This is a genomic window from Actinomadura livida (assembly GCF_014648675.1).
GTDB lineage: Bacteria > Actinomycetota > Actinomycetes > Streptosporangiales > Streptosporangiaceae > Spirillospora > Spirillospora livida.
This window is the reverse complement of the sequence record NZ_BMRO01000002.1, coordinates 591,318-613,615: the sequence shown is the minus strand read 5'-3', so window position 1 is coordinate 613,615 and position 22,298 is coordinate 591,318. Positions and strand designations below refer to the sequence as shown.

Here is a 22,298-nt window from a genome sequence, read left to right as displayed (position 1 = left end):
TTACGGCACACTGATGTTGTGAAATACGTGAGCGAGGACCAGACGCATGCCCGGGCCGCCGTCGTGCGGCCTTCCGGCGTGCCGTCCGGCCCCGGTCACGCCGGCTCCGGCGCGTCGCTGACCGGCGCCGGGACCGAGCGCGACACCCGCGCCCGGGTGGCGCGGCTGATCCTCGAGCACGGGCCCGTCACGGCGTCCGCGCTGGGGGAGCGCGTCGGCCTCACGCCGGCCGCGATCCGCCGGCACCTGGACGTGCTGCTGGCCGAGGGCATGATCGAGGTCCGCAAGGCGCGCACGCCCCAGGCCCGCCGCGGCCGGGGACGTCCCGCGAAGTGGTTCGCCATCACCGACGAGGGGCGCAGCGCGTTCGTGCACGCCTACGACGACCTGGCGACCAGCGCGCTGCGGTTCCTCGCCGAGACGGCGGGCGAGCACGCGGTCGCCGAGTTCGCCCGGCGCCAGATAGCCGATCTGGAGCGGCGCTACCGGCCCGTCGTGCAGGACGCCCCGCCCCACCAGCGGGTCCGCACGCTCGCCGAGGCGCTGTCGGGCGACGGCTACGCGGCCGCCGCGGCCAAGGCGCCGCAGCCGGGCGGCGGCGAGCAGCTGTGCCAGCACCACTGCCCGGTCGCGCACGTCGCCGCGGAGTTCCCGCAGCTGTGCGAGGCCGAGACCGAGGCGTTCAGCCGGCTGCTGGGCACGCCCGTCCAGCGGCTGGCCACGATCGCCCACGGCGACGGGATCTGCACCACCCACGTCAGCTCCCGCTCCCTGAGCGGGAAGGACGGGGGCGGTGATCCCGCCGCGAGCGTCGCCCCTGGCGGGGACGCGGGGGAGCGGTCCCCTGAACGAACACACATAAATGACGAGGAGTCCGGAGGGACGCCCCAATGACTACTGCAGCCCACCCTGAGCTGGAAGGGCTCGACAGGTACAAGTTCGGCTGGGCCGACTCTGACGAGGCCGGTGCCTCGGCCCGCCGCGGCCTGAACGAGGAAGTCGTCCGCGACATCTCGGCCAAGAAGGACGAACCCGACTGGATGCTCGACCTGCGTCTCAAGGGCCTGCGGCTGTTCGACAAGAAGCCGATGCCCACGTGGGGCTCCGACCTGTCGGCCATCGACTTCGACAACATCAAGTACTTCGTGCGCTCCACCGAGCAGCAGGCCACGTCCTGGGAGGAGCTCCCCGAGGACATCAAGAACACCTACGACAAGCTCGGCATCCCGGAGGCGGAGAAGCAGCGCCTCATCGCCGGCGTCGCCGCGCAGTACGAGTCCGAGGTCGTGTACCACAAGATCCGCGAGGACCTTGAGGAGAAGGGCGTCCTGTTCCTGGACACCGACACCGGCCTGCGCGAGCACCCGGAGATCTTCCAGGAGTACTTCGGCTCGGTGATCCCCGTCGGCGACAACAAGTTCGCCGCGCTCAACACCGCCGTCTGGTCGGGCGGCTCGTTCGTCTACGTGCCGCCGGGCGTGCACGTGGAGATCCCGCTGCAGGCGTACTTCCGCATCAACACCGAGAACATGGGGCAGTTCGAGCGGACGCTGATCATCGCGGACGAGGGCTCCTACGTCCACTACGTCGAGGGCTGTACCGCGCCGATCTACAAGTCGGACTCGCTGCACTCCGCGGTCGTGGAGATCATCGTGAAGAAGGACGCCCGCGTCCGCTACACGACGATCCAGAACTGGTCCAACAACGTCTACAACCTGGTGACCAAGCGCGCCGTCGCCTACGAGGGCGCCACCATGGAGTGGGTCGACGGCAACATCGGCTCCAAGGTCACCATGAAGTACCCGGCGGTGTACCTGCTCGGCGAGCACGCCAAGGGCGAGACCCTGTCGATCGCCTTCGCCGGCGAGGACCAGCACCAGGACGCCGGAGCCAAGATGGTGCACGCCGCCCCGAACACCTCCAGCACCATCATCTCCAAGTCGGTGGCGCGCGGCGGCGGCCGCACGTCCTACCGCGGCCTGGTCCAGGTCCAGGACGGCGCGGCGCGCAGCAAGTCCACCGTCAAGTGCGACGCGCTCCTCGTCGACCAGATCAGCCGGTCCGACACCTACCCCTACGTCGACGTCCGCGAGGACGACGTGGAGATGGGCCACGAGGCCACCGTCTCCAAGGTGTCCGAGCAGCAGCTGTTCTACCTCATGAGCCGCGGTCTCACCGAGGACGAGGCCATGGCGATGATCGTGCGCGGGTTCGTCGAGCCCATCGCGCGCGAGCTGCCGATGGAGTACGCCCTCGAGCTGAACCGGCTCATCGAACTGCAGATGGAAGGAGCCGTGGGTTGATGGGACTGGAAACCCGGTCTGATCAGCGGCCGCTCTCGACGCTGCACGACAGGTCGTCGTACGACCTGGGCGACTTCGAGGTGCCCGCGGGCCGCGAGGAGGAGTGGCGGTTCACCCCGCTGCGCCGCCTCCGCGGCCTGCACAACGGCACAGCCGAGCCGCACGGCAAGGTCCTGGTCGAGGCCGACGCGGCGCCGGAGGTGACGGTGGAGAGCGTCGGCCGCGACGACGCCCGGATCGGCAAGTCCTACGTGCCGGCCGACCGCGTCAGCGCGCAGGCGTGGAACTCCTTCACCCAGGCGACGGTCGTGACCGTTCCGAAGGAGGCCGTCGCGTCCGCGCCGACCATCCTGCGCGTGCGCGGCGAGGACGCCTCCTCGGCCGCCTACGGCCACACCACGGTCGTGGTGGAGCCGTTCGCCGAGGCGACCGTCGTGCTCGCGCACCGCGGTTCGGCGACCTACGCCGACAACGTCGAGTTCGTCGTCGGCGACGGCGCCCGCCTCTCGGTGATCAGCCTCCAGGACTGGGCCCACGACAGCGTGCACGTGTCGCACCAGCACGCCAGGCTCGGCCGCGACGCCCGGTTCGTGTCGCACAACATCTCGCTCGGCGGCGACGTCGTGCGGATCTCGCCGTCCGTGGCCTACGACCGGCCCGGCGGCGACGCCGAACTGTACGGGGTGTACTTCGTCGACGGCGGCCAGCACCTGGAGCACCGCCTCCTGGTCGACCACGCCGTCCCGAACTGCCGCAGCCGCGTCGACTACCGCGGCGCGCTGCAGGACCAGGACGCGCACGCCGTCTGGATCGGCGACGTGATCATCCGCGCGGAGGCGGAGGGCACCGACACCTACGAGCTGAACCGCAACCTCGTGCTCACCGACGGGACGCGGGTCGACTCCGTCCCGAACCTGGAGATCCTCACCGGCGAGGTCGCCGGCGCCGGGCACGCCTCGGCGTCCGGCCGGCTGGACGACGAGCACCTGTTCTACCTCCAGGCGCGCGGCATCTCCTTCGACGAGGCGCGCCGCATGGTCGTGCGCGGCTTCCTCGGCCAGCTGATCGAGCGCATCGAGGTCGCCGAGGTCCGCGACAAGGTCATCGAGGCGATCGAGGAGGAGCTGGACCGGGGAGCGGCTCGATGAGCTACATCAAGGTGTGCGCGCTCGACGACGTCCCCGCCGACGGCGCGATCGCCGTCGAGGTGGACGACACGCCGGTCGCGATCGCGCGCAGCGGTGACGACGTGTACGCCGTCAACGACATCTGCTCGCACGCCGAGGTCTCCCTCTCCGAGGGCGAGGTCTACGACGGCACCATCGAGTGCTGGCTGCACGGGTCCTGCTTCGACCTGCGCAGCGGCAAGCCCACCAACCCGCCGGCCACGCAGCCGGTCGCCACATACAAGGTCAAGGTCGAGGGCGGCGACGTCTACGTGTCGCTCGCCGCCGGCGACTAGGCCCCACGACGAAGGAACCACGAGCACATGGCCACGCTAGAGATCCGCGACCTCCACGTTTCCGTCGGCGACGGCGCCGACGCGACGGAGATCCTGCGCGGGGTCGACCTGACCGTGCAGGCCGGCGAGACCCACGCGATCATGGGGCCGAACGGCTCCGGCAAGTCCACCCTGGCGTACGCGATCGCCGGGCACCCCAAGTACGAGGTGACGTCCGGGTCCGTGACCCTCGACGGCGAGGACGTCCTCGCCATGTCGGTCGACGAGCGGGCCCGCGCCGGGCTGTTCCTCGCGATGCAGTACCCGGTCGAGGTGCCGGGCGTGTCGGTGTCGAACTTCCTGCGCTCGGCCGTCACCGCCGTCCGCGGCGAGGCCCCGAAGCTCCGCGAGTTCTCCAAGGAGATGAAGCAGGCGATGGACGCGCTCGCCATCGACCCCGCCTTCGCGCAGCGCAGCCTGAACGAGGGCTTCTCCGGCGGTGAGAAGAAGCGGCACGAGATCCTGCAGCTGGAGATGCTGAGGCCGAAGGTCGCCATCCTGGACGAGACCGACTCCGGCCTCGACGTCGACGCCCTCAAGGTCGTCTCCGAGGGCATCACCCGGTTCGCGTCCGGCGACACCGGCGTCCTGCTCATCACCCACTACACGCGCATCCTGCGGTACGTGAAGCCGGACTTCGTGCACGTCTTCTCCGCGGGCCGCCTCGTCGCCGAGGGCGGGCCCGAACTGGCCGACGAGCTTGAGGAAGAGGGCTACGAGAAGTACACCAAGGCGGGCGCATCCCTATGACGCCGAGCGGAGCGCCCCAGGGGGCGCGGGCGGAGGCCGCGCCGCAGGGCGGCCCGGCCCTCCTGCCGGAGGAGCTGAAGAAGGACTTCCCGCTGCTGCAGCGCACGGTGCGCGGCGGGCGCCCCCTGGTGTACCTCGACTCGGGCGCGACGTCGCAGAAGCCGCTGCGCGTGCTGGACGCGGAGCGCGAGTTCTACGAGCGGCACAACGCGGCGCCGCACCGGGGCGCGCACCTGCTGGCCGAGGAGGCGACGGAGGGCTACGAGCAGGCCCGCGCGTCGATCGCCCGGTTCATCGGCGCGGCGCCCGGTGAGATCGTGTTCACCAAGAACGCCACCGAGGGCATCAACCTCGTCGCCTACGCGATGAGCAACGCCGTGACCGCGGGCCCGGAGGCGGCGCGGTTCGCGGTCGGCCCCGGTGACGAGATCGTGGTGTCGGAGATGGAGCACCACGCCAACCTGGTCCCGTGGCAGCAGCTCTGCCGGCGGACCGGGGCGACGCTGCGCTGGTTCGGCATCACCGACGACGGCCGCCTCGACCTGGCCGACCTGGACGGCCTCGTCAACGAGCGGACGAAGATCGTCGCGCTGACGCACCAGTCGAACGTGCTGGGCACCGTCCCGCCGATCGACCTGATCGTGGCGCGCGCCCACGCCGTGGGGGCGCTCGTCCTGCTGGACGCCGCGCAGTCCGTGCCGCACCAGCCGGTGGACGTGTCCGCGCTGGGGGCCGACTTCCTGGCGTTCTCCGGGCACAAGATGCTCGGCCCGACCGGCATCGGCGTGCTGTGGGGGCGGTCGGAGCTGCTGGAGGCGATGCCGCCGTTCATCACCGGCGGTTCGATGATCGAGGTCGTCCAGCTGGAGGAGTCGACGTTCATGCCGCCGCCGCAGCGGTTCGAGGCGGGCGTCCCGATGACCGCGCAGGCGATCGGCCTCGGCGCGGCGTGCGAGTACCTCGCCGAGATCGGCATGGACCGGGTGCACGCGCACGAGGAGGCGCTGGTCGCCTACTCGCTGGAGCGGCTCACCGAGATCCCCGGCGTCCGGATCATCGGCCCCGGCACCACCGAGGCCCGCGGCGGCGCCGTGTCGTTCACCGTCGAGGACATCCACCCGCACGACGTCGGGCAGGTCCTCGACGACCTGGGCGTCGAAGTGCGCGTCGGCCACCACTGCGCGTGGCCGATCTGCCGCCGCTTCGGCATCCCGGCGACCACCCGCGCGACGTTCTACCTCTACAACACCCTCGCCGACGTGGACGCCCTCACCGACGGGGTCCGGCAGGCCCAGAAGTTCTTCGGTACCTCATGATCCCGGGGGATGGCAGGGGGGGCGTCCCCCCTGAAGGGAACTGTGGAACACGCTGGGCCGGGGCCCGGTTGTAGGGATAAAGGCTTGAAAGGACGACATGCAGCTGGAGGCGATGTACCAGGAGGTCATCCTGGACCATTACCGCAACCCCCTTCACAAGGGGCTGCGGGAGCCGTTCGAGGGGGAGGCGCACCACGTCAACCCGACGTGCGGTGACGAGGTGACGCTGCGCGTCCACCTGTCCGGCGACGGTCAGGACGCCACGGTCGCGGACGTCTCCTACGACTCCATGGGCTGCTCGATCAGCCAGGCCAGCGCCTCGGTGATGGCCGACCTGCTGATCGGGAAGTCCGTCAAGGAGGCGATGGCGGTCGGCGAGGAGTTCCTGACGCTGATGCAGTCGCGCGGCCAGGACGCCGACTTCGACGAGGACGTCCTCGAGGACGCCATCGCCTTCGCCGGGGTCTCCAAGTACCCCGCCAGGATCAAATGCGCCCTGCTCGCCTGGATGGCGTGGAAGGACGCGACCGCCCGCGCACTCGGAGAGGCATCATGACCGACACGCCCGCCACCGGCTCGCCCACCACGGGCACCGTCCCCGAGGAGGACATCCTCGAGGCCCTGAAGGACGTCGTCGACCCCGAACTCGGCATCAACGTCGTCGACCTCGGCCTCGTGTACGGCGTCAACCTCGACGACGAGGTCGCGACGCTGGACATGACGCTGACCAGCGCCGCGTGCCCGCTCACCGACGTGATCGAGGACCAGACGCACAGCGCGCTGGAGGGCCTGGTCAAGGACGTCAAGATCAACTGGGTGTGGCTCCCGCCGTGGGGCCCCGACAAGATCACCGACGACGGCCGCGACCAGCTCCGCGCCCTCGGCTTCAACATCTGACCCCGCGTCCCGGCGCGGATCGCGCGTGTGGAAGGGGCCGCACCCCGGTTCGGGGTGCGGCCCCTTCGCATGCGCGGCTCGCATGGGGCGGTCACTTCGGCGCGGTGTGCTCCGCGGGCGGCCGGGAGGCGTCCGTCCTCTTCGGCTTCGCCGGCCAGAGGGTGTGGCTGACGGGCCAGATCGACCAGATCGCCAGGACCATGCCGAGGCGGCCGAGCCAGGCACTGAGGGCGGCGGTGCGATCGGGGTCGTCCACCAGGGCGATCATCGCCAGGAGCAGGCCGCAGGCGATGGCGGTGGCGAGGGCGGCCTTGCCGAACTCCCGCCACTCGTACCGGGTGCGCGCCCGGCCGTACTTCGGTTTGCCGCGGGGCGGCGGGCCGCCCGCGAAGCGGTGCGCGAAACGCTCGTCGGCCCAGCGGACGATGCTGTGGCCGAACGCGACCGAGTAGCCGAGGTAGGCGGCGGCGAGGCCGTGCCCGGTGCCGGCGGTCGCGCCGCCGCGCAGGTCGATCGCCGTGGCGGCCAGCAGGACGAGGTCGATGAGCGGGACGCACAGCAGGAGCGCCGCGCCGGTCCGCCGCAGCCGCAGCGGGTAGCGGGCGAGGAGCCCGGCCCCGAGGACGACCCAGAAGCCGATCTCGCAGCCGACGATGATCGCGATGAGCACGTGGAATCCCTTCTTGCGTCACTCCAGCGTGGCGCGGCGACGGCGCGGGATCGTCGTCCGGTGTGAGGTTTCGCGGGTCGTCCGAAGGATGTACGGAAGGTCCTCACGCGGGTGGAGCGGGCACCCGCGCGGGGATGCTGAGATGTATCCGTGGACAAGGTCCGACGCCTCACGACCCGCCAGGACGTTCTGATCGCCGCCGCGGCGCTGGCCGGCGGGCTGCTGATGCTCGCCGTGCGCGGCTACTCCATCTGGTCGATGGAGGAGTGGAACCCGTCGCGCTGGGTGCGTCTCGTCCCGCTGCTGGGGCTGTGCTCGGCGATGCTGCTGAGGCGGACCGCGCCGCTGGCCGGGCTGGCCCTGGCGACCCCGTTCAACTTCGCCGACGTGGTCCTCGGCCCGAGCATCGCCACCGCGATGATCTACGGGGACGCGCTGTACGCGGCGAGCCTGTACGGGCGGCGGCGGACGGCGGAGTGGCTGCTCGGCGTGACGGTCCTGGCGTCGCTGGCGGTGACGGCCGGCGTCGGGATCGCGATCGGGCAGGTCGCCGGCGGCATCGTCGGCGGCGCGGTCGCCGGGGTCGTCTGGGTGGGGCCGGTGATGACCGCGATGGCCGTCCGGGAGCACCGCTTCCGGGCGGAGGCGGAGCGGCAGCGCGCCGAGCAGGTGGCGCGGCTGGCCGAGATGGACCGGCTCGCCGCCGTGGACGCCGAGCGCGCCAGGATGGCCCGGGAGCTGCACGACGTGGTCGCCAACCACCTGAGCGCCGTGGCCCTGCACTCCTCGGCCGTGCTGAAGGTGCGGGACCTCGACCCTGCGGAGGTCGCGCGGGCCATGGAGGTCATCCGGGAGAACAGCGTGCGGGGCCTCGCCGAGATGCGCCGCATGATCGGGCTGCTGCGGCAGGGCAACGGCGCGGACCCCGCGGCGCGGCCCCGGCTGACGGAGCTGGAGCCGCTCGTCCGGACCACGGCGCGGTCCGACCTGGCGGCGGAGCTGGAGATCGCCGGTGAGCCGGCCGAGCTGCCCGCGGCGGTCGAGCTGGCCGCCTACCGCATCGTCCAGGAGTCGCTGACGAACGCGCTGAAGCACGCGGGGCCGGGCCGCGCCGCGGTGCGCGTCGAGTACGGGCGGCACAGCGTGGTGATCGACGTGCTGAGCCCGCTCGGGCGGAACGGGTCGCGGCTGCCGGGCACGGGCAGCGGTCTCGTCGGGATGCGGGAGCGCGCGGCGATGCTGGCCGGGGAGTTCGAGGCGGGACCGGACGGCGACCGGTGGCGGGTCCACGCCGAGCTGCCGGTCGACCTGCACGGCGCGGAGCGGGCGTCATGATCGAGGTGCTGGTCGCCGACGACCAGGCGGCGGTGCGGGCGGGGCTGGTGCTGATCCTCGGCGCGGCCCCGGACGTCCGGGTGGCGGGGGAGGCCGCCGACGGGGCGGAGGCGGTGGCGATGGCCCGCGAGCTGCGCCCGGACGTGGTGCTCATGGACGTCCGCATGCCCCGGCTGGACGGCATCGCCGCGACCCGGGAGATCGCGGGCTTCACCGACGTGCTGGTGCTGACGACCTTCGACATGGACGAGTACGTGTTCGGCGCGCTGCGGGCGGGCGCCGCCGGGTTCCTGCTCAAGGACGTCGACGCCGACCGGCTGGTGGAGGCGGTGCGGACCGTCGCGGCGGGGGACGGGATCATCGCGCCGCAGGTCACCCGGCGGCTGATCGGCGCCTTCGCGGGCCGGCCGGCGTCCCCGGCGGAGCCGCCCGGCCTGGCCGACCTCACGCCGCGGGAGCGGGAGGTGTTCGCGTGTCTCGGCGAGGGCCTGTCGAACGGGCAGATCGCGGACAGGCTGCGGATGGCCGAGACCACCACCAAGACGCACGTGAGCCGCATCCTCGGAAAACTCGGGCTCGCCAGCCGCGTCCAGGCGGCCATCCTCGCCCAGGAGACGGCCCTGCCCGGCATTTCGGGGGCGGCCCCTTCCCGAGAGATCCCCTGACGCGGCCGGCGCCGCAGAAACCATCTCAGCGCGGCGGGGAGTCCGTCCGGCTCACAGGCCCCGGCCGCCGGCGAGGGCGGACAGGAGGTAGGTGACGCCCGCCAGGGCGGCCAGCCACGCGTAGGCGGTGATGTCGGCGCCGCGCAGCGCCTGGACGATCAGCGCGCCGACGACCGCGACGGTCAGCACGTCCCCGGTCATCGCGGCGGCGCGCAGGTGCGCGCGGGCCCGGGTGCCGGATCCGAAGCCCTCGCTGAGCGGCAGCGCGGGCTCGTTGCGCCGGTAGGCGAGGTAGGCCGCGTAGCCGGCGAGCGCGGCCAGCGCGACGAGGGCCGTCCCGGACCGCCCGTCGGCGGCGAGCACGGCCCCGACCACGACCCCGGCGCTCAGCACGATCCCGGGTACGGCCCACCGGCCGAGACTGCGGCGTTCGGGAGCGATCCACATGGTGCCATCCTCTCCGATCCGAGCTCAGGGCGTCCCTCAACGCGCCGGGCCTGTATCTTCTCGCTTCGTGGCGCAATTTCGGATGAACGGCTCGAAGATGCTCGCCGTCGACCTCGCCGGCGAGACCATCAGGGCGCTGAACGGGTCCATGGTCGCCTACGAGGGCGAGATGGCGTTCAAGCGGCAGGGCATGACGGGCGGAGAGGGCCTGCGCGGCGCCCTCAAGCGCAGGATCGCCGGTGAGGGCATGACCCTGATGGAGGTCACCGGGCACGGCACGGTGTACCTGGCGAGCGAGGCGGCCGAGGTGACGCTCGTCCAGCTCACCGGTGACACGCTGTACGTGGAGTCGGAGAGCCTCCTGGCCCTTGAGGGGACCCTGCAGACCGGGGTCCACTTCGTCGGATTGCGGGGGATGGGGACCGGCCAGGGGCTCGCCACGACCAAGGTCGACGGGCACGGGACGGTCGCGATCCTCTCGGACGGGGCGGCGATCGCCCTGGAGGTGACGCCCCAGATGCCGCTGTGCGTCGACCCCCACGCCTACGTCTGCCATCACGGGCAGCTCCAGCAGGACGTTGTCACCGACGTCAACTGGCGCACGGTGCTCGGTCAGGGGTCGGGGGAGAGCGTGCAGTTCCGGTACTCAGGACACGGGCTGGTGTACGTACAGCCCTCTGAACGCGGTGGGATTCTGGAGATCTGATGCCGACGGAGTCGGCTCGGGGGGCGTGGGGGGTCGTCCCCCCTCGGGAGGTATAGATGCCGGGCTATCAAGCGATCAACTCGAAGATGCTCCAGGTGCCGATCGGGCCTGGCCAGGAGGTCTACAGCAAGCGCGGGGCCATGCTCGGCTACACGGGGCAGGTGTCGTTCGCCCCGTCCACGACCGCCGGGCAGGGCATCGGCGGCACGATCGGGCGCGCCGTCGCCGGCGAGCGCACCGCGATGATGCACGTCACCGGCCACGGGAGCGTGCTGTTCGGCCACGGCGGGCTGGAGATCACGGTCGTCGACCTGCACGGCGCCGACACCCTCTACGCGGAGGCCGACCGGCTCCTGGTCCACGACGCGTCCCTCCAGGTGGGGACGATGTTCATGGGCGAGCAGGGCGGTGTGCGAGGCATGGTCCGGGGCGCGGTCACCGGGCAGGGCCTGTTCACCACGACGCTCATGGGCCACGGCTCCTGCGCGCTGCTGTCGCACGGCGGCGTGATGGAGATGCCGATCAGCCCGCAGCGCCCCGTGCACGTCGACCCGCAGGCGTACGTCGCGCACCGCGGCCAGGTGGAGAACAGGCTCACGACGGCGGTGGGGCTGCGCGAGATGATCGGGCGGGGCTCAGGCGAGGGCTTCCAGCTCCAGCTGAGCGGCAACGGCGTCGTCTACGTCCAGGCCAGCGAGAGGAAGATCTGACCCGTGGGCATGTTCGGCACGCAGACCTGGAACGCCGGGACGCTCCCGTCCAACGACAACGTCAACCCCTACGCCTTCAGCGTCGACCTCAACGGTCAGTGGTTCGCGCAGAAGGGCAAGATGATCGCCTACTACGGGCAGATCAGGTTCGAGGCGCTGTCGGCGGGGCCGCTGGACTCCCTGGTCGCGCACACCTTCAACTCCCCGCTGTACGCGCAGGACTGGATCGTCGCTCAGGGGCAGGGCAAGCTCGTCCTCGCCGACCGCGGGTTCGACGTCAACTCCTTCGATCTCGACGACGGCAACCTCACCGTCCGGGCCGGGAACCTGCTGGCCTTCGAGCCGGGCCTGGAGCTCAAGCAGTCGATCATCCCCGGGTTCCTGACGCTGATCGGCACGGGGCGGTTCGTGGCGGCCTCCAACGGCCCCGTCCACTTCGTCGAGCCGCCGATCAGGGTCGACCCGCAGGCGCTGCTCGGCTGGGCCGACTGCCCCTCGCCGTGCCACCACTACGACCACACCTACATGCGCGGCGCGTTCGGCGCCGCCCGGATGGCGTTCGGGATCGGCGGGCGGTCCGGCGAGGAGCACCAGTTCGACTTCACCGGCGCCGGCACCGTGCTGATGCAGTCGTCGGAGGTCGTGATGAACGAGGACGTCCTGCTGCGCGACCTCGAAGGCCAGATCGGGCTGGTCGGCACGTCCGGGCTCCAGCGGCTCCACCAGACGATCACCCAGCGGCTCGCGGCCGAGCGTCAGAGCTGACCGGGCGGAGCTGACCGGGCCGGGGGACGCGGCCGGGCGCCCGCCCGGTCACGTCCCCGATTCGGGCGCGGGCTTCATCACGTTGAACGGCACCCCGAACGGGTCGCGGACGGAGGCGTACCGGCCGTACGGGCTGTCCTGCGGCTCCGCGTCGACCGTGCCGCCGCCGTCCCGGACCGCGCGGACCGCCGCGTCGGCGTCCTCGACCGCGAACGTCGTCGTCCAGGACGGGACCGGGTCGCCGCCGCCCCCGAGGACGAGCCCCCGCCCGCCCTCGACGCCGCCGACGTAGCGGCCGTCGGGGCGGCGCAGGACGGCGTACTCCATGTCGCCCGGCATCGGCTCCGTCTCGAACCCGAACAGCGCCCCGTAGAACTCGGCGGCGGGCTCCAGGTCGGGCGTGACCAGTTCGTTCCAGACGAACGACCCCGGCTCGTTCACGATCTCCGACCCGTGGTGCGCCCGGCCCTCCCATAGGGCGAAGTGCCCGCCCTGCGGATCCTTGAGGATGGCCATTCGGCCGAGGTCCATCACGTCCATGGCCGGGACGACGACCTCCGCGCCGGCCTCCGTGGCGCGCTGGACGACGGCGTCGCAGTCGTCGGCGGCGAAATAGACCGACCACCAGTACACGTCGGGCTGGTCCTCCGGGTTCTGCATCATCCCGGCGACGGGCATCCCGCGCAGCGTGCACTGGTTGTAGTGGCCCGCCTCGGGGCCCGAGTCCTGGAACTCCCAGCCGAGGAGCGTCCCGTAGAACGCCTTGGCCCGCTCGATGTCCGGGACGCCGATGTCGAGCCAGTTCGGCGTCCCCTCCGGCGGATTGCTCGTGACCTGCGTCATCTCGCTCACACTCCCCGTGGCGTCCGTCGCTCGCCCCCGCCCCTCATCCTGGCCCCGGGCTGCGGCTTCACACATCGATCTTGCCGGGACAGGCCACGGGCGCCCGCTCGCCGGGCGGGGAGCGGGCCGCGGTCGCGTACACTGGGCGGATGGTTCCGCTCCCGAACTGACAGTGCGCCCCAGCGCGCCCCGGTCGTCCAGGACCGAGAGGCGCGCTTCTTCGTGCCTGTCCTCCGAGCCGTCCGTCAGGGGAGCCCTGTCACTGTGATCATCGCGAAAGACATCGAGCTGCGCGCCGGGCCGAGGCTGCTGATCGAATCCGCCACGTTCCGGGTCAACCCCGGCGACCGGGTGGGCTTCGTCGGCCGCAACGGCGCGGGCAAGACCACCCTCACCAGGGTGCTGGCCGGGGAGGCCCTGCCCGCGCAGGGGGCCGTGACCTCCTCCGGCACCATCGGCTACCTCCCGCAGGACCCCCGCGACGTCGACCTCGCCGAGCTGGCCCGCGACCGGATCCTGTCCGCCCGCGGGCTGGACGAGGTCATCCGGCAGCTGCGCGCCGCCGAGGACGCGATGGCGTCCGCGGCGGGCGCCGACCGCGACAAGGCCGTCCGCCGCTACGGCCGGCTGGAGGAGCGGCTGCACGTGCTCGGCGGCTACTCCGCCGAGGCCGAGGCCGCCTCGATCGCCTCCAGCCTCGGCCTGCCCGACCGGGTGATGACCCAGCCCCTCGGGACGCTGTCGGGCGGCCAGCGGCGCCGGGTGGAGCTGGCGCGCATCCTGTTCTCCGGCGCCGACACCCTCCTGCTGGACGAGCCGACCAACCACCTGGACGCCGACTCCATCGTCTGGCTCCGCGACTTCCTGAAGGGCCACCAGGGCGGGCTCGTCGTCATCAGCCACGACGTCGAGCTGCTGGACGCGGTCGTGAACCGGGTGTTCCACCTGGACGCCAACCGCAGCGTGATCGACATCTACAACGTCGGCTGGAAGAAGTACCTGGAGCAGCGCGAGACCGACGAGCGGCGCCGCAAGCGCGAGACGGCCAACGCGCAGCGGCAGGCGTCGGCACTGCTGTCCCAGGCCGACAAGATGCGCGCCAAGGCCACGAAGGCGAAGGCGGCGCAGCAGATGGACCGGCGCGCCCGGCAGCTCCTCGCGGGCGTGGAGGGCGAACGGCAGGCCGACAAGGTCGCCAAAATCCGCTTCCCGGATCCGGCACCGTGCGGCAAGACCCCCCTCACCGCGGAGGGTTTGTCGAAATCGTACGGATCTTTGGAGATTTTCACCGACGTGGACCTCGCCGTCGACCGGGGCAGCCGCGTGGTCGTCCTGGGCCTGAACGGCGCGGGCAAGACGACCCTCCTGCGCCTGCTGGCGGGCGTCGACGAGCCCGACACCGGGTCGGTCGTGGCCGGGCACGGACTGCGCGTCGGCTACTACGCCCAGGAGCACGAGACCCTGGACGTCGGCCGGTCCGTCCTGGAGAACATGCAGTCGGCCGCGCCCGGCATGGCGCCCGTCGAGGTCCGCAAGATCCTGGGCTCGTTCCTGTTCTCCGGCGACGACGTCGACAAGCCCGCGGGCGTGCTGTCCGGCGGCGAGAAGACCCGGCTGGCACTGGCGATGCTCGTGGTGTCCAGCGCGAACGTCCTGCTGCTCGACGAGCCCACCAACAACCTCGATCCCGCCAGCCGCCAGGAGATCCTGGGCGCGCTGCGGACGTTCGCCGGGGCCATCGTCCTGGTGACCCACGACGAGGGGGCCGTGGAGGCGCTCGCACCGGAAAGAGTGATTTTGCTGCCGGATGGGGTGGAAGACATCTGGAGTGACGAGTTTGCCGATCTGGTGGCGCTCGCGTGACCTGGGGAGTGACTTCCGCAGATCTTTTCTGGCCGAGTGGGTAGCCGAACCGGCGGGAATGACTGATCATGGCGGGGGATAACGCAGCGGTCACCACATCACTACGGGAGGTACTCGTGGCCGAGACCCTTAAGAAGGGCACCCGCGTGACCGGTGCCGAGCGCGACAAGCTGGCGGCGGACCTGAAGAAGAGGTACGACTCCGGCGAGAGCATCCGCGCCCTGGCAGCCGCCACCGGCCGCTCGTACGGTTTCATCCACCGGATTCTGACCGAGTCCGGCGTCAACCTGCGCGGTCGCGGCGGCGCGACCCGGGGCAAGAAGTCCTGAGCGGACACCGGCCCCCGGATGAGCGCACCGCCTGAACCGGCGCCGCGACCGGCCGAGTAAGGTTCGGTCGCGGCGGCGGGACAGGCGCCGGGCCCCGCTCCGTGGACGGCGGGGCGGGCCCGTCGCGCTCATCGAAAGGGAGGCCAATGGCGGACGCGAACACGGACGGGCGGCCGGAAACGGTCACGGACCGCGCGGATGGCGGGACGGCTCCGGGCGGTACCGCTCCGGACGGGGCGGCCCTCAAGGAGGCCGGTCTGCGCCTAGAGGTGGCCGGTGCCGTCGCGACCGTGACGCTGGACCGGCCCGAGCGGCGCAACGCCATGACCTTCGCCACCTGGCGCGGTCTCGCCGCCATCGGGCGCTCGCTGCCCGCGGACGTCCGCGTGGTCGTCCTGCGCGGCGCGGGCCCGAGCTTCTCCGCGGGCATCGACCTCGGCATGTTCTCCGGCGAGGGCGGCGGCGGTGGCTTCACCGACGGCTCCGACGCCGCCGGCACCGACCGGTTCATCGCCGAGTTGCAGGAGGGCTACACCTGGCTGCGGCGCCCCGAGATCGTCACCGTCGCGGCGGTGCACGGCCACGCCATCGGCGCCGGGTTCCAGCTCGCCCTCGCCTGCGACATCCGCGTCGTCGCCGACGACGCCAGGTTCTGCATGAAGGAGCCCGCGCTCGGGCTCGTCCCCGACCTGACCGGCACGAAGCCGCTCGTCGAGATCGTGGGCATCGGGCGGGCGCTGGAGCTGTGCCTCACCGCCCGCACCGTGCACGCCGAGGAGGCCGCGCGGATCGGGCTCGCCGAGATCTCCGTCCCGCGCGACGGGCTGGACGGGGCCGTCCAGGACCTGGTCACCGCGCTGCTGGCGGTGAACCCGGGGGCGGCCGTCGCGACCAAGCGGCTGCTGTGGGGGGCGCCCGGCAACAGCCTCGACGAGCAGTGCGCCGCCGAGCGCCGCGAGCAGATCGGCCGGCTGCGCGAGGTCTTCGGACGCTGACGCGCCCGGCCGGCGGCGGCCCGCTCTGGGAGTCTCCCCGCGGCGGTCCGCCACCGGCCGGGCCAGGACTACCTCAGGGCCTTGCGGTCGCCCCTGGCGAGGGGCAGCAGGACCCGGCTCACGCCCGGCTCCACGGTCACCTTCGTGCCCGCGGGGTACCGGAGCGTGTAGTCGTAGTCGGTGGACAGCACGATCACGCCGAGCCGGTGGCCGGATTCGACCGTGTAGTCGGTCGGCTCGAAGTCCCAGCGGAACGTGTAGGTCCTGCCGGGGCTTATGGGCTCGGTGCGGGCCGGGTCGCGCCGGTTCCGCGCGTCCAGCCACCCCCGCGTGATGATCTTGAAGGGGGCCGTCGCGGTCTCCAGCGCCTGGCGCGTCGTGCAGCCGTCGTCTCCCGGGACGCCCTGGCCGTAGCAGACCCGCTCACCGGTGTCGGTGCGGCGGCCCGTGGGCCGGGCGGCGGTGCCGTAGTCGACGAGCAGCGCCGTCAGGTACGGCGAGCGCCCGTCCAGCGAGGCCCGCAGCGTGATCTTCGGCGTGCCGTTCACCCGCAGCGGGGCGGGCAGCGGCCTGGTCAGGTAGGCCAGGCGGCCGGGATCGGCCGCGTCCTCGTTCGCGAGGAGCTGCTCGGCGGTGCGGGTCTTCCCCTCGTCGGTGAACGACTGCGTCGCGCCGTGCCGGGGCAGCAGGCCCAGCCGACCCGGCTGCCCGGAGGGGCCGGCGTTCAGGCTGAGCGGCACGGTGGTGGTCCCGGGGACCGGCCAGTCGCGCGCCGTCTCCCATGTCCCGTCCGCCTGCTGGACGTCCACGCGGGGCTCGCGCTCGATGCCGTTGCGGATCCCGTACAGGTAGCGGTCGAACCAGCGGTGCGTCTGCCGCAGCCACTCCTCCAGCCGCCAGCGGAACGGCGTCGCGTGGTCGCCCTGGTGCAGCCACAGCTTGCGCGGCACCCCGGCCTCCTTGAGGGCGTTCCACCACTGGACGGAGTTCTTCACCTTGACGTTCCAGTCGTTCACGCCGTGCACGACCATGACGGCGGCCCGCACCTTCCGCGCCTGGCCGACGTAGTCGCGGGCGGCCCAGACCTCGCCGTAGTCGCCGGTCTCCCGGTCCTGCGTCGCCTCGATCTCCTCGATGACCTTCGCGCAGACCTCCGGGTTCTCGCGGGTCAGCACGTACTTGGCGAGGACGTCCAGGTCCTCGCCCTGGAAGCCGCCCGGCGCGACCACGCCGCCGTTCGCGCGGTAGTAGTCGTACCAGCTGGAGATCGCCGCGACCGGGACGATGGCCTTCAGCCCCGGCACGCCCGTCGCGGCGGCCATGTTCGGCAGCGTCCCGTTGTAGGACTGTCCGATCATGCCGACGTTCCCGGTCGACCAGTCCGCCCGGACGGGCGTCCCGTCCGGCGCCCAGCCGCGGGCTCGGCCGTTCAGCCAGTCGACCGCCGCCTTCGCGCCGGCCTGCTCGGCGCGGTCGCCGGACGTCGGGCAGCCGGTGGAGCCGCCCGTCCCGATGCTGTCCAGATGGGCGACCGCGTACCCGCGCGGCAGGAAGTAGTTGTCGTAGTAGCCGGAGAAGACCGCCGCGAGGTCGCGCTGCGGCGCGGCGAACGCCCTGGCCCGGGCGTCGTCGATGTCGACGGGGTGGTTGGTGACGGGGTTGCCGCCGGCCCAGTACGGGCTCGGCTCCACGATCACCGGGACCTTGAGGCCGGCGGTGTCGGTCTCCTTCGGGCGCATGATCCGCATCTGCACCCGGTCCCGGACGCCGTCGCGGTCGCTGTCGGCCGTGGTCTCGATGTCGACGGTCTGGGTCACGGCGTCGGCGCGGGAGAACACCGGCTGGGTCTCGCCGCCCCGCACGGTGAGCGCGGAGTAACCGCCGGAGGAACCGCCGGGGGAGCGCTGGCCGGGCGGGGCGGACGCGCCGGGCACGGCCGCGCCGGCGGGGAGGGCGGTGAGGGTGAGCAGCGCGGCGGTGATGGTGATCACGCCGGCGCCACCGCGCGGGAGGCGTCGTATCACTGGGGCTCCTGGGGGGTATGAGCCTGACGTAAGGGGTTGATCACTTTTACTCCGCGCGTGGAGCGAAGTCCATAAGCGCTTCGCGGGCCGCCGCGCGCACCGCCGGTTACGCCAGGAGCGGACGCGGGAAGGCGGCCCGCCGGACGTGCGTTGTGCCCGCCGGGTACTGAGATGCTTACTTGATTACGTCGATGCGCGCGGCGGCCCCCGCGGCCGCGCGGCGGACCTCGGAGGCGTGTGTGGGAATGCCGGGAATGCCGGGCAACGGCTGGCAGGTGATGGCCTCGTTCCGCAGGGACAGCTCCGTCACCCGGCAGAAGCTCAAGCCCGGCACGGTGAAGCGGATCGCGGGGTACGCCCGTCCCTACGTCCGCGAGCTGGTGCTCTTCCTCGCCCTCAACTCGCTGTCCGCGCTGATCGTCGTCGCCAACCCGCTGCTGCTGAAGTCGATCATCGACAGCGGCATCGTCGCGGGGCGGCAGGGCCTGGTCGTCTGGCTCGCCCTCGCCGTCGCCGGGCTCGCGCTGGTGGAGGCCGTGCTCAGCCTCGTGCAGCGCTGGTACTCGGCGCGGGTGGGGGAGGGGCTGATCTACGACCTGCGCAGCCAGGTGTTCGCGCACGTCCAGCGGCAGCCCGTCGCCTTCTTCATGCGGGCGCAGACCGGCTCGCTCGTCAGCCGGCTGAACAACGACGTCATCGGCGCCCAGCGCGCCCTCACCACCACGCTGTCGTCCGTGGTGTCCAACGTGATCAGCCTGGTCCTGGTGGTGGTCACCATGCTGATCCTGTCGTGGCAGGTCACCCTCATCGCGCTGCTGCTGCTCCCGATCTTCATCCTGCCGGCCAAGTGGGTCGGCAAGCGGCTCCAGCGCGTCAGCCGCGAGCAGATGGTGCTGGACGCCGAGATGGGCTCGCTGATGACCGAGCGGTTCAACGTCGCGGGCGCGATGCTGGCCAAGCTCTACGGGCGGCCCGCCGAGGAGGAGGAGAACTTCTCCGGGCGCGCCGCGCGGGTCCGCGACGTCGGGATCGTCGCCGCCATGTACGGGCGGGTCTTCTTCACCGCGCTGACGCTGGTCGCCGCCCTGGCCACCGCCATGGTCTACGGCGTCGGCGGCGTCCTCGCCGTGAACGGCGCCCTGGAGCTCGGCACGCTGGTCGCGCTCGCCACCCTGCTGACCCGGATGTACGGGCCGCTCACCGCGCTGTCCAACGTCCACGTCGACGTGATGACCGCGCTCGTCAGCTTCGACCGCGTCTTCGAGGTGCTCGACCTCAAGCCGCTCATCCGCGACCGCGACGGCGCCCGCACCCTCGGCGAGGTCCGCCCGTCCGAGAAGGACGGGCCCCTCGACGGCCGGGAGGCGGCCCCGGGCAACGGCGTGCGGCTGACCAAGCCGGACGCCCCGTCGATCGAGTTCGACCACGTCCGCTTCGCCTACCCGTCGGCGGAGGAGGTGTCGCTGGCCTCGCTGGAGTCGATCGCGCGGACCGACACCGCCCCCGGGCGCGCGGTCCTGCACGACATCGACTTCACCGCGGCCCCCGGGCGGATGGTCGCGCTCGTCGGCCCGTCCGGCGCGGGCAAGTCGACGATCACGCACCTGGTGTCGCGGCTGTACGACGTGACCGGCGGCGCGGTGCGGATCGGCGGCGTCGACGTCCGCGACGTCACCCTCGCCTCGCTGCGCGGCGAGGTCGGCGTCGTCAGCCAGGACGCGCACCTGTTCCACGACTCGATCGGCGCGAACCTGCGCTACGCGCGCCCGGACGCGACCGACGAGGAGATCCGCGCGGCGCTGGAGGCGGCGCAGATCGGCGACCTCGTCGAGGCGATGCCCGAGGGCCTCGACACCGTCGTCGGCGACCGCGGCTACCGGCTGTCGGGCGGAGAGAAGCAGCGGATCGCGATCGCGCGGCTGCTGCTCAAGGCGCCGTCCGTGGTCGTGCTGGACGAGGCGACCGCGCACCTGGACTCCGAGTCCGAGGCGGCCGTCCAGCGGGCGCTGCGCACGGCGCTGGCCGGGCGGACGTCCCTGGTGATCGCGCACCGGCTGTCCACGATCCGGGAGGCCGACCAGATCCTGGTGATCGACGACGGCCGGATCGCCGAGCGCGGGCGGCACGAGGAACTGCTGCTCCAGGGCGGCCTCTACGCCGAGCTGTACCGGACGCAGTTCGCGCACCAGCGCGACGAGGAGCGGCCGACCGAGCCCCTCGGGGCTGAGTGACGGGCCCGCGCCCGGCGGCTCAGGCGTCGGCCGGGCGGTAGCCGAGCCGCCGCAGCTCGGTCCCGGCGACCTTCTCGACCTGCGCGACCTGCCGCGGCGTCAGCCGGTCGCGCCACGAGCCGACACCGTGGTCGGCGGCGTCCGGCGCCCCGGCGCGGACCAGCCCGGACAGGGCGGTCTTCGGCAGCGGAGCGTCCAGGTACTCCGCCAGCTCCGCGGTCACCCGGCGCGGCCGGGCCACCATCTCCTCGTAACGGACGGTGAACAGCTGGTCCTCCGGGACCTGGCGGCGCAGCCGCGCGCTGAGCCGCACCGAGCCGCGCCAGCGCAGCGCGCACTTGACCGCCGCCGCGGCGCGCGGCCACCGGTTCCGCTCGGTGTGGTCCTCGACGCCGAGGAAGGGGTTGGGGAACACCGTGTCCAGGTTGGCCAGGCCCGGCTTGAACCAGGCCAGGCAGCGCTCGTCGTCCAGCATGTCGGCGACGACGTCCCGCCCGTCCCGGATCACCTGGACGAGCTGCGCGTCGGGGAAGGCGTCCAGCAGCACGTCGGCGCTGTAGATCAGGTCGGGGGAGGCGTCGGCGAACCGGGCGAGCCCCTGCGGCTCGACGCACGGCTCCTGGCGGGCGCCCTGGTCGGCGGGGCGACCGGCCGCGGCGGGCGGGCGGGGCGGCAGCCCGGCCAGCTCGCGGCAGTCGTCCGGGCACTGCGCGCACGCCCGGCCGGACACCAGCCACGCCTCCGCGTAGGCGTCCCGGATGACCCGCGCCGCGCCCTTCCCGCGCTCCGTCGCGATCGACGGCTGCCGCGCGAACGCGTAGGTGACGCGCAGCACGCCGGGGCGGCTCGTGGTCAGGTGGAACCCGGGGGAGCGCTTGACCGCGCGCGCCAGCGGCACCGCACCCGAGTGCGGCGCCCCCAGGATGAACACCGGGCGGCGCACCTTGGTGCCGTTGATCACCAGGATGTGCGGCGTCGACCTCATACGGGGCCAAGTTTGTCACCTTTTATGGCCCGGTCGGTCCGTGACGCTCCGTAAGGGGCGACCGATACCCATCTGTTAAGCAGGCCCTCCGGCCGGACGGGCATGCCCGTCCGGCGCCTACCATGGGGACGGTGGACGCTCCCCTGACGCTCGCCGAGCTCTTGCCGAACGCCGCGGCGATCACCGTGCTGACCGGCGCCGGGATCTCCACCGACAGCGGCATCCCGGACTTCCGCGGTCCCCAGGGCGTCTGGACGAAGGACCCGGCGGCGGAGGCGATGTCCACGATCGGCGCCTACCTCGCCGACGCGGAGGTGCGGCGCCGCGCCTGGCGTTCCCGCCGCGACAACCCGGTCTGGCACGCCGAGCCGAACGCCGCGCACGCCGCCCTCGTCGAGCTGGAGCGGGCGGGACGGCTCCGCGCCCTGATCACCCAGAACATCGACGGCCTGCACCAGCGCGCCGGATCGGGCGCGGGGACGGTGCTCGAGATCCACGGCACCATGCGGGACGCGGTCTGCCTGGCCTGCGGCCTGCGCACCCCGATGCCCGAGATCCTCCGGCGGGTCGACGCCGGCGAGGACGACCCGCCCTGCGCCGAGTGCGGCGGCGTCCAGAAGTCCGCGACGATCTCCTTCGGCCAGGCCCTGGACCGGGACGTCCTGGACGCCGCCGTCGCCGCGGCGCGCTCCTGCGACCTGTTCCTCGCCGTGGGCACCTCGCTGACCGTGCAGCCCGCCGCCGGGCTGTGCCTGGAGGCCGTCGAGCACGGCGCCCGGCTGGTGATCATCAACGCGGAGGAGACGCCGTACGATGGCCTGGCCGACGCGGTCCTGCGCCGGCCGATCGGGGAGACGCTGCCGCGCCTGGCCGGGATCGCGCTCGGCGGCGGGCGGTGATCCGGGGGCCGATGATCTGTTGGCGGGTCGTGACCGTGCGCCTCTTCCACTGGCGTCCGGATCC

At 72.4% G+C, this 22,298-nt stretch carries 23 protein-coding genes; 18 read left to right on the top strand and 5 right to left on the bottom strand.

Features of this window, described 5'->3' with window-relative positions; all coding sequences use genetic code 11:
* Positions 1–78: 78 nt before the first annotated feature.
* From IEZ03_RS06225 to IEZ03_RS06190, 8 genes are all read left to right on the top strand, one after another.
* Positions 79–894, top strand: coding sequence for a helix-turn-helix transcriptional regulator (locus tag IEZ03_RS06225; RefSeq protein WP_373293542.1), 816 nt, complete (start codon positions 79–81; stop codon positions 892–894).
* Positions 891–2,303, top strand: a complete 1,413-nt coding sequence (sufB, locus tag IEZ03_RS06220; RefSeq protein WP_132050077.1) for a Fe-S cluster assembly protein SufB — start codon at positions 891–893, stop codon at positions 2,301–2,303. Before IEZ03_RS06225 ends, sufB begins: the two co-directional genes overlap by 4 nt.
* Positions 2,303–3,451, top strand: coding sequence for a Fe-S cluster assembly protein SufD (gene sufD, locus IEZ03_RS06215; RefSeq protein ID WP_184884865.1), 1,149 nt, complete (start codon positions 2,303–2,305; stop codon positions 3,449–3,451). The genes sufB and sufD overlap by 1 nt, the downstream gene beginning before the upstream one ends.
* Complete coding sequence (locus IEZ03_RS06210; protein ID WP_184884863.1) at positions 3,448–3,765, top strand: non-heme iron oxygenase ferredoxin subunit; 318 nt, start codon at positions 3,448–3,450, stop codon at positions 3,763–3,765. Before sufD ends, IEZ03_RS06210 begins: the two co-directional genes overlap by 4 nt.
* Positions 3,766–3,792: 27 nt before the next feature.
* Positions 3,793–4,554, top strand: a complete 762-nt coding sequence (sufC, locus tag IEZ03_RS06205; RefSeq protein ID WP_184884861.1) for a Fe-S cluster assembly ATPase SufC — start codon at positions 3,793–3,795, stop codon at positions 4,552–4,554.
* Positions 4,551–5,870, top strand: coding sequence for a cysteine desulfurase (locus IEZ03_RS06200; protein WP_184884859.1), 1,320 nt, complete (start codon positions 4,551–4,553; stop codon positions 5,868–5,870). Before sufC ends, IEZ03_RS06200 begins: the two co-directional genes overlap by 4 nt.
* Before the next feature lie 97 nt (positions 5,871–5,967).
* On the top strand, positions 5,968–6,426 hold the full coding sequence (gene sufU, locus IEZ03_RS06195) for a Fe-S cluster assembly sulfur transfer protein SufU (RefSeq protein ID WP_184884857.1): 459 nt from the start codon (positions 5,968–5,970) through the stop codon (positions 6,424–6,426).
* A complete protein-coding gene (locus IEZ03_RS06190) occupies positions 6,423–6,767 on the top strand; it encodes a metal-sulfur cluster assembly factor (RefSeq protein WP_184884855.1) in 345 nt (114 codons plus the stop codon). The genes sufU and IEZ03_RS06190 overlap by 4 nt, the downstream gene beginning before the upstream one ends.
* A 91-nt stretch (positions 6,768–6,858) precedes the next feature.
* Here the strand turns inward: IEZ03_RS06190 and IEZ03_RS06185 are convergent, their stop codons facing one another.
* Positions 6,859–7,437 carry a hypothetical protein gene (locus IEZ03_RS06185; RefSeq protein ID WP_184884853.1) on the bottom strand — a complete coding sequence of 193 codons (579 nt, stop codon included), beginning with the start codon at positions 7,435–7,437 and terminating at the stop codon, positions 6,859–6,861.
* 150 nt (positions 7,438–7,587) lie between these two features.
* On the opposite strand from IEZ03_RS06185, the gene IEZ03_RS06180 reads away from it, so the two are divergent.
* Together IEZ03_RS06180 and IEZ03_RS06175 are read left to right on the top strand one after the other, a co-directional pair.
* Positions 7,588–8,772 (top strand): sensor histidine kinase, encoded by a 1,185-nt coding sequence (locus IEZ03_RS06180; RefSeq protein ID WP_229808057.1) that lies wholly within the window; start codon positions 7,588–7,590, stop codon positions 8,770–8,772.
* Positions 8,769–9,437, top strand: coding sequence for a response regulator (locus IEZ03_RS06175; RefSeq protein ID WP_184884851.1), 669 nt, complete (start codon positions 8,769–8,771; stop codon positions 9,435–9,437). The genes IEZ03_RS06180 and IEZ03_RS06175 overlap by 4 nt, the downstream gene beginning before the upstream one ends.
* Before the next feature lie 51 nt (positions 9,438–9,488).
* On the opposite strand, the gene IEZ03_RS06170 is transcribed toward IEZ03_RS06175, so the two are convergent.
* Entirely contained in the window at positions 9,489–9,884 is a 396-nt protein-coding gene (locus IEZ03_RS06170) for an ABC transporter permease (RefSeq protein WP_184884849.1), read from the bottom strand.
* Between the two features lie 67 nt (positions 9,885–9,951).
* Between IEZ03_RS06170 and IEZ03_RS06165 the strand changes: the two genes are divergently transcribed.
* The 3 genes from IEZ03_RS06165 to IEZ03_RS06155 are packed head-to-tail and all read left to right on the top strand — an operon-like array spanning position 9,952 to position 12,065.
* Positions 9,952–10,590 (top strand): AIM24 family protein, encoded by a 639-nt coding sequence (locus IEZ03_RS06165; RefSeq protein ID WP_229808056.1) that lies wholly within the window; start codon positions 9,952–9,954, stop codon positions 10,588–10,590.
* A gap of 56 nt (positions 10,591–10,646) precedes the next feature.
* The gene (locus IEZ03_RS06160; RefSeq protein WP_184884847.1) at positions 10,647–11,300 is read left to right on the top strand and encodes an AIM24 family protein; all 654 of its coding nucleotides are present in this window, start codon (positions 10,647–10,649) and stop codon (positions 11,298–11,300) included.
* A 9-nt stretch (positions 11,301–11,309) separates the two neighbouring features.
* On the top strand, positions 11,310–12,065 hold the full coding sequence (locus IEZ03_RS06155; protein WP_184890659.1) for an AIM24 family protein: 756 nt from the start codon (positions 11,310–11,312) through the stop codon (positions 12,063–12,065).
* 48 nt (positions 12,066–12,113) lie between these two features.
* Here IEZ03_RS06155 and IEZ03_RS06150 read toward each other — a convergent pair whose 3' ends face one another.
* Complete coding sequence (locus tag IEZ03_RS06150) at positions 12,114–12,908, bottom strand: VOC family protein (protein WP_184884845.1); 795 nt, start codon at positions 12,906–12,908, stop codon at positions 12,114–12,116.
* A gap of 264 nt (positions 12,909–13,172) precedes the next feature.
* Here IEZ03_RS06150 and IEZ03_RS06145 point away from each other — a divergent pair, with 264 nt between their 5' ends.
* The 3 genes from IEZ03_RS06145 to IEZ03_RS06135 all read left to right on the top strand — a co-directional run bounded on the left by IEZ03_RS06145 (position 13,173) and on the right by IEZ03_RS06135 (position 16,095).
* Entirely contained in the window at positions 13,173–14,771 is a 1,599-nt protein-coding gene (locus IEZ03_RS06145; protein WP_132050051.1) for an ABC-F family ATP-binding cassette domain-containing protein, read from the top strand.
* Positions 14,772–14,887: 116 nt separating this feature from the next.
* Positions 14,888–15,100, top strand: a complete 213-nt coding sequence (locus IEZ03_RS06140) for a helix-turn-helix domain-containing protein (protein ID WP_021596738.1) — start codon at positions 14,888–14,890, stop codon at positions 15,098–15,100.
* Positions 15,101–15,246: 146 nt separating this feature from the next.
* Positions 15,247–16,095 (top strand): enoyl-CoA hydratase/isomerase family protein, encoded by an 849-nt coding sequence (locus IEZ03_RS06135; protein WP_184884843.1) that lies wholly within the window; start codon positions 15,247–15,249, stop codon positions 16,093–16,095.
* 68 nt (positions 16,096–16,163) lie between these two features.
* Here IEZ03_RS06135 and IEZ03_RS06130 read toward each other — a convergent pair whose 3' ends face one another.
* Entirely contained in the window at positions 16,164–18,086 is a 1,923-nt protein-coding gene (locus IEZ03_RS06130; protein ID WP_229808055.1) for a Xaa-Pro dipeptidyl-peptidase, read from the bottom strand.
* 278 nt (positions 18,087–18,364) lie between these two features.
* Here IEZ03_RS06130 and IEZ03_RS06125 point away from each other — a divergent pair, with 278 nt between their 5' ends.
* Positions 18,365–20,350 carry an ABC transporter ATP-binding protein gene (locus IEZ03_RS06125; protein WP_373293541.1) on the top strand — a complete coding sequence of 662 codons (1,986 nt, stop codon included), beginning with the start codon at positions 18,365–18,367 and terminating at the stop codon, positions 20,348–20,350.
* A gap of 19 nt (positions 20,351–20,369) precedes the next feature.
* On the opposite strand, the gene IEZ03_RS06120 is transcribed toward IEZ03_RS06125, so the two are convergent.
* The gene (locus IEZ03_RS06120) at positions 20,370–21,335 is read right to left on the bottom strand and encodes a sulfotransferase family protein (protein WP_184884839.1); all 966 of its coding nucleotides are present in this window, start codon (positions 21,333–21,335) and stop codon (positions 20,370–20,372) included.
* Positions 21,336–21,457: 122 nt separating this feature from the next.
* Here IEZ03_RS06120 and IEZ03_RS06115 point away from each other — a divergent pair, with 122 nt between their 5' ends.
* Complete coding sequence (locus tag IEZ03_RS06115) at positions 21,458–22,234, top strand: SIR2 family NAD-dependent protein deacylase (RefSeq protein WP_184884837.1); 777 nt, start codon at positions 21,458–21,460, stop codon at positions 22,232–22,234.
* Positions 22,235–22,298: the final 64 nt, after the last annotated feature.

What these genes read in the sequence shown, in the direction of transcription:
- sufB (WP_132050077.1), top strand. Translation starts at nt 891, where the DNA reads ATGACTACTGCAGCCCACCCTGAGCTGGAAGGGCTCGACAGGTACAAG.
- sufU (WP_184884857.1), top strand. Translation starts at nt 5,968, where the DNA reads ATGCAGCTGGAGGCGATGTACCAGGAGGTCATCCTGGACCATTACCGC.
- IEZ03_RS06160 (WP_184884847.1), top strand. Translation starts at nt 10,647, where the DNA reads ATGCCGGGCTATCAAGCGATCAACTCGAAGATGCTCCAGGTGCCGATC.
- IEZ03_RS06120 (WP_184884839.1), bottom strand. Translation starts at nt 21,335, where the DNA reads ATGAGGTCGACGCCGCACATCCTGGTGATCAACGGCACCAAGGTGCGC.
- IEZ03_RS06150 (WP_184884845.1), bottom strand. Translation starts at nt 12,908, where the DNA reads ATGACGCAGGTCACGAGCAATCCGCCGGAGGGGACGCCGAACTGGCTC.
- sufC (WP_184884861.1), top strand. Translation starts at nt 3,793, where the DNA reads ATGGCCACGCTAGAGATCCGCGACCTCCACGTTTCCGTCGGCGACGGC.
- IEZ03_RS06200 (WP_184884859.1), top strand. Translation starts at nt 4,551, where the DNA reads ATGACGCCGAGCGGAGCGCCCCAGGGGGCGCGGGCGGAGGCCGCGCCG.
- IEZ03_RS06115 (WP_184884837.1), top strand. Translation starts at nt 21,458, where the DNA reads ATGGGGACGGTGGACGCTCCCCTGACGCTCGCCGAGCTCTTGCCGAAC.
- IEZ03_RS06125 (WP_373293541.1), top strand. Translation starts at nt 18,365, where the DNA reads ATGCCGGGAATGCCGGGCAACGGCTGGCAGGTGATGGCCTCGTTCCGC.
- IEZ03_RS06170 (WP_184884849.1), bottom strand. Translation starts at nt 9,884, where the DNA reads ATGTGGATCGCTCCCGAACGCCGCAGTCTCGGCCGGTGGGCCGTACCC.
- sufD (WP_184884865.1), top strand. Translation starts at nt 2,303, where the DNA reads ATGGGACTGGAAACCCGGTCTGATCAGCGGCCGCTCTCGACGCTGCAC.
- IEZ03_RS06190 (WP_184884855.1), top strand. Translation starts at nt 6,423, where the DNA reads ATGACCGACACGCCCGCCACCGGCTCGCCCACCACGGGCACCGTCCCC.
- IEZ03_RS06155 (WP_184890659.1), top strand. Translation starts at nt 11,310, where the DNA reads ATGTTCGGCACGCAGACCTGGAACGCCGGGACGCTCCCGTCCAACGAC.
- IEZ03_RS06210 (WP_184884863.1), top strand. Translation starts at nt 3,448, where the DNA reads ATGAGCTACATCAAGGTGTGCGCGCTCGACGACGTCCCCGCCGACGGC.
- IEZ03_RS06135 (WP_184884843.1), top strand. Translation starts at nt 15,247, where the DNA reads ATGGCGGACGCGAACACGGACGGGCGGCCGGAAACGGTCACGGACCGC.
- IEZ03_RS06175 (WP_184884851.1), top strand. Translation starts at nt 8,769, where the DNA reads ATGATCGAGGTGCTGGTCGCCGACGACCAGGCGGCGGTGCGGGCGGGG.